The sequence below is a fragment of the Planctomycetaceae bacterium genome (assembly GCA_041398785.1).
Lineage (GTDB): Bacteria > Planctomycetota > Planctomycetia > Planctomycetales > Planctomycetaceae > JAWKUA01.
The window spans coordinates 163,148-178,621 of sequence record JAWKUA010000006.1; the positions used below are offsets into that span (position 1 = coordinate 163,148).

General features: G+C 58.8%; 9 protein-coding genes. 6 read left to right on the plus strand and 3 right to left on the minus strand.

Annotated elements, in window-relative coordinates; genetic code table 11:
- Positions 1-38: 38 nt before the first annotated feature.
- Positions 39-1,661, minus strand: coding sequence for a CTP synthase (locus tag R3C19_09160; GenBank protein ID MEZ6060517.1), 1,623 nt, complete (start codon positions 1,659-1,661; stop codon positions 39-41).
- Between the two features lie 367 nt (positions 1,662-2,028).
- Here R3C19_09160 and proC point away from each other — a divergent pair, with 367 nt between their 5' ends.
- Positions 2,029-2,853: a pyrroline-5-carboxylate reductase gene (gene proC, locus R3C19_09165; GenBank protein ID MEZ6060518.1), complete on the plus strand. Its 825-nt coding sequence runs from the start codon at positions 2,029-2,031 to the stop codon at positions 2,851-2,853.
- 40 nt (positions 2,854-2,893) lie between these two features.
- Here proC and R3C19_09170 read toward each other — a convergent pair whose 3' ends face one another.
- Both R3C19_09170 and R3C19_09175 read right to left on the minus strand, forming a co-directional pair.
- A complete protein-coding gene (locus R3C19_09170) occupies positions 2,894-3,208 on the minus strand; it encodes a Rieske 2Fe-2S domain-containing protein (protein ID MEZ6060519.1) in 315 nt (104 codons plus the stop codon).
- A gap of 15 nt (positions 3,209-3,223) precedes the next feature.
- A complete protein-coding gene (locus R3C19_09175; GenBank protein ID MEZ6060520.1) occupies positions 3,224-5,551 on the minus strand; it encodes a glycoside hydrolase family 2 TIM barrel-domain containing protein in 2,328 nt (775 codons plus the stop codon).
- A 112-nt stretch (positions 5,552-5,663) separates the two neighbouring features.
- Here R3C19_09175 and R3C19_09180 point away from each other — a divergent pair, with 112 nt between their 5' ends.
- From R3C19_09180 to R3C19_09200, 5 genes are all read left to right on the plus strand, one after another.
- Positions 5,664-7,121, plus strand: coding sequence for an IS66 family transposase (locus R3C19_09180; GenBank protein ID MEZ6060521.1), 1,458 nt, complete (start codon positions 5,664-5,666; stop codon positions 7,119-7,121).
- A 167-nt stretch (positions 7,122-7,288) separates the two neighbouring features.
- Positions 7,289-8,890 (plus strand): hypothetical protein, encoded by a 1,602-nt coding sequence (locus R3C19_09185; GenBank protein ID MEZ6060522.1) that lies wholly within the window; start codon positions 7,289-7,291, stop codon positions 8,888-8,890.
- 833 nt (positions 8,891-9,723) lie between these two features.
- On the plus strand, positions 9,724-10,701 hold the full coding sequence (locus R3C19_09190; protein MEZ6060523.1) for an IS110 family transposase: 978 nt from the start codon (positions 9,724-9,726) through the stop codon (positions 10,699-10,701).
- A gap of 340 nt (positions 10,702-11,041) precedes the next feature.
- A complete protein-coding gene (locus R3C19_09195; protein MEZ6060524.1) occupies positions 11,042-11,401 on the plus strand; it encodes a BlaI/MecI/CopY family transcriptional regulator in 360 nt (119 codons plus the stop codon).
- On the plus strand, positions 11,398-15,120 hold the full coding sequence (locus tag R3C19_09200) for a M56 family metallopeptidase (protein MEZ6060525.1): 3,723 nt from the start codon (positions 11,398-11,400) through the stop codon (positions 15,118-15,120). Before R3C19_09195 ends, R3C19_09200 begins: the two co-directional genes overlap by 4 nt.
- Positions 15,121-15,474 lie beyond the last annotated feature (354 nt).

Below are 15,474 nucleotides of genomic sequence, written 5' to 3' on the forward strand. Positions count from 1 at the left end.
GAATTGACGAACGAAACCGGAATTGTCAGCGGCTGGATTCAAACGAGCTGCTTCGGACGCTTCTGGTGACATTCCAGTGCCGCACCGACAAAACCGGTGAACAGCGGATGCGGGTTGTTGGGCTGTGATTTGAACTCCGGGTGGTACTGGACGGCGACAAACCACGGGTGATCGGGAATCTCGACAACTTCGACCAGCGTGCCGTCCGGGCTGGTGCCGACCGGAACCATGCCGGCGTGAACGAACTGTTCGCGATATTCCGGATTGAACTCATAGCGGTGCCGGTGGCGTTCGCTGATTTCCGAAGCACCATAGGCCGCCAGAGATCGCGATCCGTCCGCCAGGACGCATGGCTGAGCACCCAGGCGCATCGTGCCGCCCTTGTTGGTGACACCTTCCTGTTCCTCCAGCAGGCAGATCACGGGGTGCCGTGTGTCGGCCTGAAACTCGCTGCTGTTGGCGTCCTCCAGCCCCATGACATTGCGGGCGAATTCAATCACGGCACACTGCATGCCAAGGCAGATTCCGAAATACGGCACGTTGTTATGGCGAGCGTACTCAACCGCCTGCAGCTTGCCTCCGATGCCGCGCATTCCGAAGCCGCCGGGAACCAGGACTCCGTCAATTCCCGCAAGCAGAACGTTGGGATCCTGCCGTTCCAGGTCTTCGGCTTCAATTCGCTTCACGATCACGCGGGATGAATGGAAAAAGCCGGCGTGGTCCAGAGATTCATAAATCGACTTGTACGCGTCGCGGTGTTCGATGTACTTGCCGACGACGGCGATCTTGACTTCGTGGCGCGGGTTGCGAATGCGGTGGATCAGGTCGTGATAGTCGTCCAGTTGCAGCGGGCCGGCTTCAATTCCCAGTTTCTCGATGATCAGATCATCCAGCTTGTGTTCCACCAGCCCCAGCGGGACTTCGTAGATCGAAAACTCCTTGTCGACTTCCTCGATCACCGCTCGCTTTTCCACGTTGCAGAACAGAGCGATCTTGTCGGTGTGTTCGCGGCCGATGGGACGCTCGGTACGACAGATCAGAATGTCGGGCTGAATACCGATCATGCGAAGCTGCTGCACGCTGTGTTGAGACGGCTTGGTCTTGGCTTCACGAGCAGCCTTCAGATAGGGCACCAGCGTCAGATGGATGAACAGGCAGTTTTCCTTGCCGATATCAAGCGGGATCTGGCGGATGGCTTCCAGAAACGGCAGACCTTCGATGTCGCCGACCGTGCCGCCGAGTTCGGTAATCACGACATCGACGTCCGGAGCCGCCAGTCGGCGAATACAGGACTTGATTTCGTCCGTAATATGCGGCACGACCTGCACGGTTCGCCCGAGATACTCGCCGCGGCGCTCCTTGTCGATCACCGTCTGGTAAATCTGGCCGGTGGTGTAGTTGCAGTCTCGGTTCAACTGGCTGGACGTGAAGCGTTCGTAGTGGCCCAGATCCAGGTCCGTTTCGGCTCCGTCGTCCAGCACGTAGACCTCGCCGTGCTGGTAGGGGCTCATCGTGCCTGGATCCACATTGATGTACGGATCCAGCTTCTGCATGCGAACCTTCAGTCCGCGGCGTTCCAGCAACATCCCGATCGACGCGGACGTCAGCCCCTTCCCAAGCGAACTGACAACACCGCCGGTAACAAAAATGTGCCGAGTCATCCTGAAATCCATTCTGGAACGCGGTTGTTTCCGGCCGCGGTGATCGTTGGTGTTTTGCCTGGCGATGCCGAACGGCGAAGGCCCGGATTCCGTTTCGCACGCTGCATCGCGACAGCCGGACTATTTAAGCGACTGCCCGCAAGTCCTCAACAGTGACCGGCTTCATTCCCGAAGAACGTACGGAAATCGTCGTTGTAACATCCGGCGCGACGTGAACAGGCGGTACACTTTGCTGACCGTGTCCCGTCGCCCCGGGAAAGTCGCATATCCCGGAAACGGTCGGGCGGTTCGCGGTCGCCCGACCTCCGTTCGCGGGCCGCAGAAATTCAGAAAAATGTCCCGGTTTCGACCAGACAGGTCCCCCTTGATGTCAATTCGCAGTTTGAAAATCGGCTTCGTCGGAGCCGGACGAATGGCCACCGCTCTGGCGGCTGGTTTCTGTCGGGAACTCATTCCGGCCTCCCACGTCATGGCCGTTGATCCAGACGAAGCCACACGGCAGCGGTTTGCGGCAACTGTCGGCGAAGGAGTCCTGACGATGCCGGACGCCTGCGAACACCTGTGGGACGCCGACCAGTTGTTCCTTGCAGTCAAGCCGCAGGTGATGCCGGAGGCGCTGGCCGGCATCAGAGACTTTACCCGCGATTCGCAGCTGTTTGTGTCCGTCGCCGCGGGAGTCACCATTGCTTCGCTGGAAGAATGTCTGCCGCCGAAGGCTCGCGTGATTCGAGTGATGCCGAATACGCCCTGCCTGATCGGACGCGGCGCCTGTGGACTCAGCCCCGGACGTCACGCAACGGACGACGATGTGGCTTCGGTATCCACGCTGCTGCACACCGTTGGAATCGTCGAACAAATGCCGGAAAAGCTGCTGGACGCCGTCACCGGTTTGTCCGGAAGCGGTCCCGCCTACGTCTTTCAAATCATCGAAGCTCTCAGCGACGGAGGCGTGAAGATGGGATTGCCGCGAAACGTGGCCACTCGCCTGGCCGCTCAGACGCTGGCCGGTGCCGCCGAAATGCTGCTGCAAACCGGCCAGCACCCCGGTGAACTGAAAGACGCGGTCACCAGCCCCGGCGGAACAACGATCGCCGGTCTGCATGAACTGGAACGATCGGGTCTGCGAGCGGCGCTGATGAGCGCCGTCGAAGCGGCCACACGGAAATCGCGCGAACTTGGCGCCGCCAAATGACGCCGGCAGCAGCGAACAACCGCGTCGTGAAAACTTCGTGTCAGGCTTCCGGCAGTCTGATGCAGACCTGACCGTCCGCGATTTCTGCTTCGTATCGCGGTTGCCGAAGCTGATCGTTCAGGCAATGCTGGCCGTCGCGGATGTCAAACTGCCAGCCGTGCCACGGGCAGGTCACCACGCACCCGTTCAACTGACCCTTGCCCAGGGGGCCGCCAGCGTGAGGACAGATGCCGTCCAGCACGTGAAAGGTTCCGTCGACCCGAAAAACGGCGAAGATCCGTCCGGCGGCGACGACTTCGATGGACGACCCGTCGGTCAATTCTTCAACAGCAACAAGCGGGATCAGTTGTGACATGACGGCGTTCGAGCTTCATTCCGAAATGCGTACCGGTTCGTACAGCCGGCGATGCAGTTCGGCAAGTTCTTCAGCGGGGATCTTGATGACGCTTCGATCATACGTCAGCAGTCCGTTGATTTCTCCTTCGACGTCGGTTGTCTGCGTATACACACCGGCCGCGATTCCGCGTCGGCGCAGGTCATTCAGTTTTTCCAGCGACGTCAGGTAGCGAGCCTTGTATTCGGCTTCGTTCTTGGGCAGTCCGCCGTAGCCCCAGTTGTCGCGGTCGGCGTCCCACAGGTGACCCTTCACGGGAAATCCGTGACCACCGAATTCTCCCATCACCCTGACGAAACTTCTGTCGCGATTCGCGTCGAACGGAAACTCCGGATGCGGATACGCGTGGTGATCCACGACATCGCCGACCGGCCGGAAGTTGCCGCCGCTGGCGATGTTGACCAGACGCGTCGGATCGCGTTTGACGACCCATTCACCGACTTCCATCGTGCGATGCTGGCCCCAGGCTTCGTTAAACGGAACCCACACCACGATGGACGGATGGCTTTCCAGACTGTCGACCATGCGTTCCAGTTCAATCATGAACTGCCTGTGATGTTCGTCCGGCCAGTCGGCGTCCGCGGGGTTCGGATCCAGCCGCGTCCACGGCGGATTGTGGCCGGCGCTGACCTGATCCTGCCAGACCATCATGCCCAGTCGGTCGCAGTGATAGTAGTAGCGGCGCGGTTCCACTTTGATGTGTTTGCGGATCATGTTGAATCCGGCCGCCTTCAGGTACTCGATATCGGACAACATGGCTTCGTCGGACGGCGGCGTCAGCAGTCCATCGGGCCACCATCCCTGATCCAGCGGTCCCCAGTGAAACAGGAATTCTCCGTTCAGCGTGAACCGCAGGTTTCCGTCGCTGTCTCGCGCCTTGCCGACGGAACGAATCCCGGCATAGGACTTGACGGTATCGCGAATCTCGCCATTGCCGTTCTGAATTGCGACCTCCAGTTCATACAAATGCGGAGAACTCGGGGACCAAAATTTGGCGTCACGGATGGAAACGGAAACCTCCGGCGCATCCTGAGTCACGTCCGCCACGACCTGGGCACCGTCGCGGACGATGACGCGAACTTCCGACGGCGCGTCGTCGCCGGCCAGCAGCGGACGAATGCTGATGGATCCGCCGGCGGCATCGGTTGAAATCTTCAGATCGCGAATGTGTTGGTCAGAAACGTGTTCCAGCCACACGGTCTGCCAGATACCGGAAACCTGCGTGTACCAGATCCCGTGAGGATCCAGCACCTGCTTGCCGCGCAACTGCCAGCCTTCGGTATCGTCTTCGACTCGCACAACCAGTTCGTTTTCACCCTTTCGAAGGCTGTCCGTGATATCGAACGAAAACGGCGTGTTGCCGCCCTGATGACGGCCGACGGATCGGCCGTTGACGAAGACTTCGCAGCGATAATCGACAGCTTCGAAGTTCAGCAGCGTGCGCTGACCTTCCGGCGGAGAGACTCGGAACGAACGGCGATACCACAGAGCTTCGTTCGGTTCCAGAAGCCGCTGCACTCCGCCGAGCTTCGATTCCAGAGCGTACGGGACCAGGATCTTTCCGGCCCATTTGTCAGGAGTCGTCGTGACGCTGTCCGCCGTGATCGCGTAGTCCCAGTGGCCGTTCAGATTCTGCCACTGGTCGCGAACCAGTTGCGGCCGCGGGTATTCGGTCCACGCATTTTCGGCGCTCACTTCGGCTCCCCATTTCGTGATGAGCGCCGACTGGAATGGTGTCGTATTGCGCTTTGCGCGCGGGAGTTCCGGAACCTGCTGCGCGTCGACGACATGCACGTCAATGAACTGTCCGCCGCCGGTCTGGTGGCAATGGACCGCCAGCAGATTCTGCCCCGGCTTCAGAGCGTTCCGAGCCGCGTCGTCCAGCGGGACGACTTTGTAGTCAACGGTATAGCCTTTCAGTTCCCCGACCAGCGTGCCGTTCACGAAGACCTGAGCGTCTTCGTCATGATGAATCAGCAATGCCGCCTTGCCGGGCACAGACTTCAGGTCGAACATCTTTCGCAGCCAGATATCGTTCGACCGCCACTCCGTGCCGATCCGAGCCCCCGGAGTCCCGCGCGTCCCGAACCCGCCGGACGCTTGCTTCCAGCCGCCGTCATCGAATCCCGCCTGTTGCCATCCGTCATCCGGCTGCTGAATTGTGTACCGCCAGGCGTCGGTAATCGGCGATTCCGGCTGTTGCGCATATGCCTCAAGCCCGCCCTGCAACACAGCAGATGCAACGAGCGCAGCCAACACTAATCGCGGCGAAACCCAATGATCGGTGAGCATTCGTGAAGGCATGGACACAATTCTTTCCTGACATGGATGGGAATGCTGGAAGATGGCCGGCGGTAACCGTTCACAGTCCGAGATTGGTGTTTAAGAAAGTGTCGGAGTTTGCGATACCTCGTGCATGACACGGATGTCGGAAATCCCGCCGGAATTGCTGACGGAGATGACGCCTGCGGTGCGGGCGTTTGTAGAAGCTCTGTGCAATCGGGTCAACGAGCAGGATCGAATCATCGCCGCCCAGCAGAAGCGGATTGAAGAGCTTGAACGGCAGCTGGGAATGAATTCGGGGAACTCGTCGATGCCGCCGTCCAGTGATGGTCCCCGGCAGCAGCCGGCGAAGACTCCGAAGCCGAAATCCGGGCGAAAACGCGGCGGGCAGCCGGGCCATCCCAAACGGACGCGGCCACTGATTCCCACGGAAGACTGTGAGCGGGTCGAACACCATCGGCCGACCGCGTGTACGGACTGTGGTGCAAAACTCAGCGGCGATGACCCCAATCCCGAACGGCATCAGGTTACGGATCTGCCTGTCGTGAGACCGTCTGTCACGGAACATCAGATTCACACCCTGGAGTGCCCCGACTGCGGGTGCCGCTGTCGCGGGACACTGCCAGCGGACGTGTCCCGCGGCTGCTTCGGCCCCAACGTCGTCGCGGCGGTCACACTGCTGAGCAGTCTGGGACGACTCAGCCAGAGAATGATCGCGTCGCTGTTGCGAGACTTGTTCTGTCTGGACGTCTCCGACGGCCAGATCAGCCGTCTGCAGAGCATCGGACGCAGAGCTCTGCAGGCGGGATACAACGAAATCGTCGCGGACGTCCGAAACTCCGCCACTCTGAACATTGATGAAACCAGCTGGCGTCAGAACGGCCGCAAAGCCTGGCTGTGGACCGTTGTGGGACCACTCGGCACACTGTTCGCGGTTCGCCCGTCGCGGTCCCGCGATGAGGTGCATGCCCTGCTGGGCGAGGACTTCAGCGGCATCGTCGTCAGTGACCGCTATTCGGCATACAGCCATCTGGATGACGATTGCCGGCAGTTCTGCTGGGCTCACCTGATCAGTGCCCCGAAGAGAGAACGCGGTCAAGCGATGGTCGATCGTGGAGGGAGTTCCGCCGACGCAGGTGCCCGACTGAAGTCTTCCGGACAGGAACTCATTCATCACTGGAATCGGCTGCAGACGCAGCAAATTGAGCGTGCGACGTTCGACGGTCACTGCCGACGGCTTCGCAGTGAGATTCTGGAGGCATTGCTGGACGGTTCGCAGTGTGACCATCTGAAAACAGCGGAAACGTGTCGGCGTCTGAGCAACGAGTGTTGCAGTCTGTTTGTGTTCGCTCACCATGACGATGTCTCGCCGACCAACAATGCGGCCGAACAGTCACTGCGAAAATCGGTCATCTTTCGCAAACTCAGCTTCGGTACCGAAGAACAAACCGGCAGTCGCAATCTGACCGTGATCATGTCGGTGGTGGAAACCTGTCGTCGCCTCGGTACCCGGCCACTCGAATACATCCACAACGCCGTTCACGCCGCCTTCAACCGCAAATCGACACCACAGCTGATCCCCGAAAACTGAGCGGCCTGTGAACGGTTACGGCCGGCGACGCTGAAATTACACCAACCGACATTCGGATTGAAGCGGCGCACGTCGATGATGTAGAGTTCCTGCCAATACCATGTGACTGGCTGCGTCAGATGAACAGCGTGCCAGGGATTGAATTCGTGCGTTCAGGAGGAAGCGGCATGCAAACCAGAATCATCTGCCTGACGTGTCTGGCGGGCTCCGTATTGAGCGGCCGCGCAGCATTTGCCCAGATCGCGGTAAGTTCCGCCACCGACGAAGCACCGTCCGCGGCGACCACGTCTGACACCAATCCCGGCAACGTCGCGGATGTGAATCGGGTCAGAACGATCTCCCTGCAGACGACGATTCCCTCGATTCCGTATGAAGTGCTGCGGCAGGTGGTCGTGTATGACCAGTCACACGTCGACCTGGACCTGACCGCCGAACAATCCGCCGAGGCAACTCGGACGTCGCGCCGCGTGTCGAACGACGAGCGACTCATCCGCGAAATGCGTGATGAAGTAGCGCTACGGCTCGGAACAGTGGCTGCACCGTTTCGGATCGCGTTGAATGCGGCGACACATTCCGCACAGGATCAGGGGGCAGCGGACCTGGTCGCGATTCTCACACCTGAGCAGATCCGGAAGGTGAAAACAAGGTGCAGAAGTCTCACCAGGCATGCAGAGTATAAACGTCTGCATGAATTGCTGGACGAACGCGCGTTCGGTCCGACCGCGCGGCTTGCCGGGATACTGGAATCCGGTGATCTGCTGACGGCAGTGAATTTCCCGAAGATTCAGGACAACCTTCAACTTTCGGACGACCAGTGGGCCGCGATCGAGGAACTTCAGAAACTGGCTGCCGCCGATGCGACTCGGCTGGTCGCCGAACACTTGATTCGGTTCCCGTACATGGAAATGCCTTTCATTGCCGGCACGACGGAGAAGGTCGCCGAAGAGCTCAATCAGGCGACCCGGCAGATTTTGAATGACGAACAGCGCCGTCACTTCGATGAATACAGCAGCAAATGGCGAGCGGCAGTCGAATCGCGGTCGGGAGATGCTTCTCAGAAAGGAATTATTGCAATCGCTGCAACATTTCGGCGGCAGAATCGTCACGGAGCCGTCACAGGACGTACAGAGGTCCGCAAGGCCGGAAAGACCTGGGTCAATTTCGAGCTGTTCAATCTGTTCGAGCAGGAAGGAAGCGATGAGGTATACCACTTGACAGCCGATCAGCGAGAAGCAATTGCTGCAATACTGGATGAGGCACGCCTCCAGTATGAGCGGACGGAACGTGCCAGGGTCGGCACACGCAATGGCATGACCATTGAATCCAGAGATGAGTTCACGCGGCTCGTTGCCAAGCACCGTCGGCACTTTCATGACCGCGTATCGAGTGTGCTGATGGACGAACAAAAACGATACCTGAACCAGGAACGCTTCCGTGAAATCGGTCCTGGTGCCGTCCTTGACGAATCTGTTCAGGCCGCCATCGCACTTTCTGCACCTCAAGCGCACCAGATCGAAGAAATCCTCACGCGTCGCCCGGAATTGAATGTGGTTCCTTCCGGCGGATCGGCGTTCGTAGCATCAACAGCGCAAACCCCACAGGCTCACGCGGCAAGTGACATTGCGTACCGGAATCATCGCGCAAGGAAGGAACTTGCGCTGCAGCAGCATGTGGAAATCTGGAACGTGCTGTCCGAAGAGCAGCGTGTCAGGTTCTCCGAACTGACCGGTATCAAAGCACCAGAGCCACTGACCGGCGATTCCGAATAGCGAAACCGATACCGCTCGCGGCGTCGCGATCGCAGGCTTCCACACCAGCAGTTCACAATGCACCAGCCGTTGCCTGGTTCTTCCACAACCAGTCCCAGGCAACGCGGGACGCGTACAGCTTGACGGACCAGCGATTGCAGGTTCGCATCACGTTCGTCAACACACCGCCTGCCGTCTGGCGGTTAATGGAACAGTCAGCCTCGCATCTGTGGGCTGTTTCCGATCGGATTCCCGGCGATAAAGGACGTGCTCTGTCAACTCACGTCCACCACGCACCGGCAGATGCAGATGCTCCGGTGACCCCGGATGCTCCTGGCCCCCTTCCCGAGTCAGGCGTCGCAAACTACGAAAACATTCGTTGACAACATACGAATATGTTCGTATACATTGGCGAACCGGGCTGCAGTGACGACAACATATCAACATGAGGCGATCGGAAGATAAGAATTTAGCAGTGCAGAGCGGCATTCACCTCCGTTGAAACCCGGAGGGTCGCCGATCGAATGCCGTTCAGGCGTTCGATCGCGGGGAAGGCTGAGCACAGGGAACTCACGTTGCGCGGCCGCCCTCCCCTCGTTTGATCGGCTAAGCACCGATCAAACTTCGACCCTAGTATCTTCAGTCAGGTGAAAATATCTGGTGAAATTCTGTTGACGGTTGAATGGAGTCTGGTACTGGTCTCGAGCCGGAATCAGGCGGCCATGCAGATCGATAATCGACCCTTGGTGCATCGACATCGTGCGGGAGCGTGATCGCATGGCTTTTATTTTTCGAACCCGAACCGTCGCTGGAGCGGTCGAGTGTGACCAGCTCGTATTCACTAGGATGGGACAATGATAAGCTCAAAACCGGCAACTCGTGTGATTGGTGTGGACGTGGCAAAGGACAAGCTCGACGTCTGTGATTCTCAGGGAAAGATGAAATCGGAGGTGATCAATTCAACGGCTGCCGTCGTCAAACACATCGTCGAAGAAATTGAGTCGCCCGAGACGACCTTCGTCGTTTGCGAAGCGACCGGTGACTACGAACGAACTCTTGTCAGGGCACTGCAGAACGCCGGCATTTCCGTCTGCGTTGCCAATCCCTGCCAGGTGCGACAGTTCGGCAAGGGACTCGGCCTGCTGGAGAAGACCGATCCGATTGATGCAAGGCTGCTGCGGACATTCGGCGAAACCGTCGATCTCATGCCCACGCTTCCCAAAACAGAAGCTCAGGAGGCTCACGAAGCGCTGGTGCGTCGCCGCGAGCAACTGCTGCATCTGATCAATCAGGAAGAAAACCGCCGACAGCAGGCATGGGACAAGACCAGCCGCAGATCGATCGACAGCGTTATCAAAATGCTGAAAAAACAACAGGATATGATCGAACAGAAGATCCGCGAATTTCTGAAGCAGGAAGCCGAAACGAATCCGGCGGTTGAGATTATTCAAAGCGTTCCCGGAGTCGGTGTCGTCACAACGTCGACACTGCTGTGCGATCTGCCGGAACTCGGAACGCTCAATCGTCGTCAGATTTCGAAACTGGCCGGTGTTGCGCCGATCGTCAGACAGTCGGGGAATCAGGACAAACAGCGTTCCGTCTTCGGAGGCCGCAGAAATATCCGACGAGTCCTCTACATGGCTGCCCTGGTGGCAACACGGAGTAACCCCACCATCCAGACGTTCTACAAACGCCTTCTGGATCGCGGCAAAGCAAAGAAAGTTGCACTGGTGGCCTGCATGCGAAAACTGCTCACGATCCTCAACACCATGGTCCGAACAGGTCAGCCCTGGAGAATCAGTGAAAAGGTGGTAACCGGCACGCAAACGTAACCGGTTACCACGCGTGCTCGATGCATCCGTCGACACACCGGCGATTCGACTATCCCTCAGGAAGTTGCGTCCCCGCAGAGCTTCCGTCTGTTTCATCGAACTCTCTGACAATATCAACGTCACTACCCCAAAATCCATCGAACACCGGCGCCATGCCTCAGAAAATCCACACCCCGGAAGCCCCCGACTCGATTCACTATCGAGTCTCAGCATTTCAAAACGTTTCTCTCAACAAACCCTTGAACCATTTCAAGACCGTCGCTCCCGCTGTGCTGGAGGGTAAATTCTCATCTGCCGCTGACCTAAGGGCGTAGTGTTTTTGAAGCCGACGGAATCAGAGTTGGAAATTCTGCGAGTCCTGTGGACGAACGGACCGGCGACGGTGCGCGATGTTCATGAGGTGCTCCGCCGCACGCGATCGGCCGGCTATACGGGAACTCTGAAGCTGATGCAGATCATGGCTGAAAAGGGCCTGGTGACCCGTGATGAGTCGCAGCGGTCTCACGTCTACACAGCGGCGATCCGCGAACAGCAGACTCAAAAACAACTGGTGAAGGACCTGCTGAATTCGGCTTTCTCCGGGTCAGCGGACAAGCTGGTCATGCAGGCGTTGTCGGCAAAAAAAGTGACCGACGAGGAACTGGCGGAAATTCGCCGGATGCTGGACGAACTTGAAGCGAAACGAAAGTCGCCGCAATGACCGCTGAAATCCTGTTGATTCTGGAGTCCATCAATCCGGCGGCTGGTTCGTTGACATCCGCGCCTTTCGTGCCCGCCCGGTTCATTGCCTGGCTCCTGATCCAATTCGTCTGGCAGGGTGCGGCGACTGCAGGTCTCCTGTGGCTTCTGCTGAGAGCTGCGGGCAGGAATGCGAATCTGCGGTACATGCTGGCCTGTCTGGCAATGCTGGTGATGGCAGCATTTCCGATCATCACTGGCATCTCGGCACTGCCTGCGACGGCGGAATTGGTTTCGCAGTCTGCCGCGAACGAAACCGGGGCAGTCAGCACCGCTGATGATACAGTCGGTACCATTGGAGCGGTCCGTGTCGTTACCGATCAGGGCTTTCGATGGACATCGGCTCCGATGCGATCGTCTGCCGCATCCATCGTCGCGTCGGGTTCGGCACCAGGTCGTGCGGGACAGGTCAGGGTGCTGGCTGATCGCTTCGCAGTGCCGCTTTCGGCAGCGTGGCTGATCGGCGTCATTCTGTGTTCGCTGCGGCTTACGTTCGGTTTGTGGCGAGTCAGGTGTATTCGTCGGTCGGCGAGTGAGGTTCAGTCGACTGCACTTCGGCAACAGTTTGCGCAGGTCTGCCAGAGCCTGAAGCTGCGGCGAAGCGTCGGTTTCATGCAGACAGACTGCGTTGTTGTTCCGACGGTGGCAGGCTGGCTGAGACCAATTGTGCTGCTGCCGCTGACGGCGGCGTCCGGCCTCACGACCGCACAGATTCAGGCACTGCTCGCTCATGAACTGGCACACGTCAAACGAAGTGATTACCTGGTCAACCTGCTGCAGAGCGTTGTCGAAATCGTGCTGTTCTACCACCCGGCTGTTTGGTGGGTTTCACGCGTGATTCGCGAGGAACGCGAACACTGCTGCGATGACATCGCCGTGCAGGTTGTCGGCAATCGCGAGCACTACGCCCGGACGCTGCTGCACCTTGCTCAGTCGGCAAAACCACCTGCGACCGTGGCGGTGGCGGCTACGGGAGGGCGTCTGCCTGACCGAATTCGGCGAGTCCTGGTCATGGAATCCCCGGATATTCAGAGGCTTCGAGCCGGGACGATTCTGCCAACCGCCATCGCAGCGATGTGCGGCGCAGCAGTGTTGGCGCCGGCCATCGTTTCGGGGAATCCGTCACGCCTGGATGACGCGGTCGTCATTCATCACTCCGGTCAGGTTTCCGAACCGGATAACGCTGAAGCTGCATTGCGGATGAAACAGATCGGACAGATGCCGACTGTCCAGGACCGAATCGCAGCATTGCTTGGCATCGCGCGTGATCCGAAGACAATCAACCCGAAGCCGTATCTCCGCGAAGCCGTGAGGTTGCTCGATTTCTCCGAGGCGAACGAGTTTTCGGAACGCTCGATGCCGTTCGTTTCGAGAACTCCGCAGTTCCTGAAAGACCAGAGCTATTTCGAAACGGCCACGGTTGCCGCGTATCGAGACCAAATCGGGTTTGCGCGACAGATCGCGGAACGAATCGAGTCTCCCTACTACCGGGCCTGGTCACTGACTGAAACGGCTGCGGCCTTTCATCGCTGCGAGGATACTGAAACCGCGCGGGAACTTCTGACGGCGGCAGATGCCGCCGTCGCGCTGATTCCGGATCTGCCTCCGTCCGACGCGGAAAAGATGTATGCCGGCAAGGTGACCGACCGTCTGACAGTTGCCGAATTCGTCGCAACCGGCTGGGCGAAAATCGATGACATCGCGGCCGCCGAAAAGGCGGCAAAGGCTGTCGGCGTGAACTTTGAAGGTGCCGGACCGGGCTGCTGGTCAGCCATCGGCGAAGTGCTGGCGAAGTCCGCGTCCGATGCCGAGTTTGCATCATTCCTGGCTCGCGGCACGCCGGAACTGCCTCCGGAACGCGCCGGCGACATCCTTGTGGAAGTCTGGAAGGCGCGGACGTACGCGAAGATTGACGGCGGACGTTTTGACGAAGCCGGTGAAATTCTTGAAAGAGAAGAACTCTGGATTGAAGACGCCGTGCGAGTTTGCCTGGTGCGCGCGATGTGCCGAAAGGGTCTCGCTGCCCGGGCAGATCTGGTCGCCGGAAATATCGCCACTCCGGCGCATCGTGCGATGGCGAAGCTGTTCGTTGCACGCCTGTATCATGATTTCGGCAATCGGGACCGCGCGGACGCGATTCTGAATGAATGCCGCGAATTCATCGAATCGGAAGCAAAGACGGACGACTACGTGCCGCTTGGCGAAGTTCTGATCCTGACAGCGGAAACACAGGCTCTGTCCGGCGACACCGATGCCGCGATGCGGACTGCTGAGCAGATTCGCGGCGGAGCGTACTTCACGCCATTCATTCAGATCGGATCAGCATCGGATCTCTACGATCTGCCGTTTCAGTTGGTGGCAATGAAAGAGACGGCATGGCTGCTGATTTCGCGTGCCGGGTTGATGAACGGTGATGTCGAGGACGCAATCAGGACCGCCAGACGCATCGTCCCGCGAGACAACAGCGACGGGAACGTTGCCAGCGATGGGGCCAACACGTTTCTGATCGATCCGATCCGCAGCCATGCCTTTCGAATGATTGCACAGCACCTGGTGAAAGCCGGGCAACGGGAACGTGTCGAACAGCTCATCACCGAAGAATCGACAGAGTCAGCAAAAACGGCAATGCGAAATGTGCTGATCACCGCCGCCTTTGCGCAGCAGCGTGACGACGTGCCGCCACGTGCCGAGCCTCAAAACGATCGCAACTCGAACAGCAGCATCGCCGCGGACGCGAGTGAGGACGCTGCCAGGGATGCATCGCACGATGTTCCAAACCCGGTGCCGACACCAGACGTCACGTTCGTGACTACACGTCACGTGATTCTGCACGACGGGAAGATCGTCGACTGGGACAGCGTGGCACGGATCCTTCGCCAGGCTGCGGAACTCGGCAAGATCCATCCGGTGTTCTATTCGACGAACGGTGGGCTTCCGCGCGAGGAAGAGCTGCGTGAACACCGATGGAAGCTTTACAGGGAATTGTATGACGCGGGGAAGATCGATGGCATGACAGTCGGCAGTATCTCACCCCGCGCAGGTGAACGGCTCGACCGGATTCAAAAGCCCGAAGATCTGGTTCCCGATGAATCTCAAAGAATGGAAGGTACTGTCACCACGACGAATCGAGCGCCGGCAGCGGGTGTCGAAGTTTTCCTGCTCCCCGAAGAACACATCAACGGCGTGTATTTGAAGGACGGACGACTCCGAAACCCTCTTGAGGAACACATGACACAGACAGACTCAGACGGCCGATTTGTCATCTACCCTGAAGACGCGGAAAAACTGATCGTCGCGTGCCATCCGGGTGGCTTTGCAATTGCCACGCTTGATGAGTTTCGCAAATCGGGAAACCGGATTCAGCTTCGCTGGTGGGCGCGCGTTTCCGGTGACCGGCCGATCGAAGGTGATGACGCGAAACAAGACGTCAACTTCACCTGCAATCCGGTTAAAGGGATATCATTTGCCGTCTACGAAACTTCCATTCGTGACGACGGCTCATTCGATCAGAAGTATATTCCGCCGGGAACGATTGCGATTCAGCGGTCGATCGATACGGGCGATGGAATCAGAATTGGCCTGCCCGTGGCAACCATCGAACTGGCGCCGCGAGAATCATATACCGTGTCGCTCGGGACAATTCCGGATGCCGACAGGCAGCGCCTCGACAATTTGCGGTAAGGCATCCAGCGGCGGTTTCCATAGGCTTTGCTCAGATGCTGCGCAGGCTTCCTGCGGCAGGATTTTCCCGGTCCGGTGCCGATCCTGCGGTACACTCAGAACGGACAGCACTGTCGGGCCGCCCGCGTTCCGCTGCGAATACCGCGACCCGGACATCGAATGTCCCGTCTGGATATGCTTCTGCGGCGGGATTCGCTAGGCTTTCGTGTGTTGCGGACGCAACATCGATGTGGCATTGCCCGTGATGTCCAATGCAGGAGTGTTCGGGATAGTGCCGATGGATCGCCGACGATCATGACTTCCGGCTGCTGCTTCAGACCCCGAACGTACGGCAATCGACCGCGACAGGGTCCG

What these genes read in the sequence shown, in the direction of transcription:
- R3C19_09160 (MEZ6060517.1), bottom strand. Translation starts at nt 1,661, where the DNA reads ATGACTCGGCACATTTTTGTTACCGGCGGTGTTGTCAGTTCGCTTGGG.
- proC (MEZ6060518.1), top strand. Translation starts at nt 2,029, where the DNA reads ATGTCAATTCGCAGTTTGAAAATCGGCTTCGTCGGAGCCGGACGAATG.
- R3C19_09170 (MEZ6060519.1), bottom strand. Translation starts at nt 3,208, where the DNA reads ATGTCACAACTGATCCCGCTTGTTGCTGTTGAAGAATTGACCGACGGG.
- R3C19_09175 (MEZ6060520.1), bottom strand. Translation starts at nt 5,551, where the DNA reads ATGCCTTCACGAATGCTCACCGATCATTGGGTTTCGCCGCGATTAGTG.
- R3C19_09180 (MEZ6060521.1), top strand. Translation starts at nt 5,664, where the DNA reads ATGACACGGATGTCGGAAATCCCGCCGGAATTGCTGACGGAGATGACG.
- R3C19_09185 (MEZ6060522.1), top strand. Translation starts at nt 7,289, where the DNA reads ATGCAAACCAGAATCATCTGCCTGACGTGTCTGGCGGGCTCCGTATTG.
- R3C19_09190 (MEZ6060523.1), top strand. Translation starts at nt 9,724, where the DNA reads ATGATAAGCTCAAAACCGGCAACTCGTGTGATTGGTGTGGACGTGGCA.
- R3C19_09200 (MEZ6060525.1), top strand. Translation starts at nt 11,398, where the DNA reads ATGACCGCTGAAATCCTGTTGATTCTGGAGTCCATCAATCCGGCGGCT.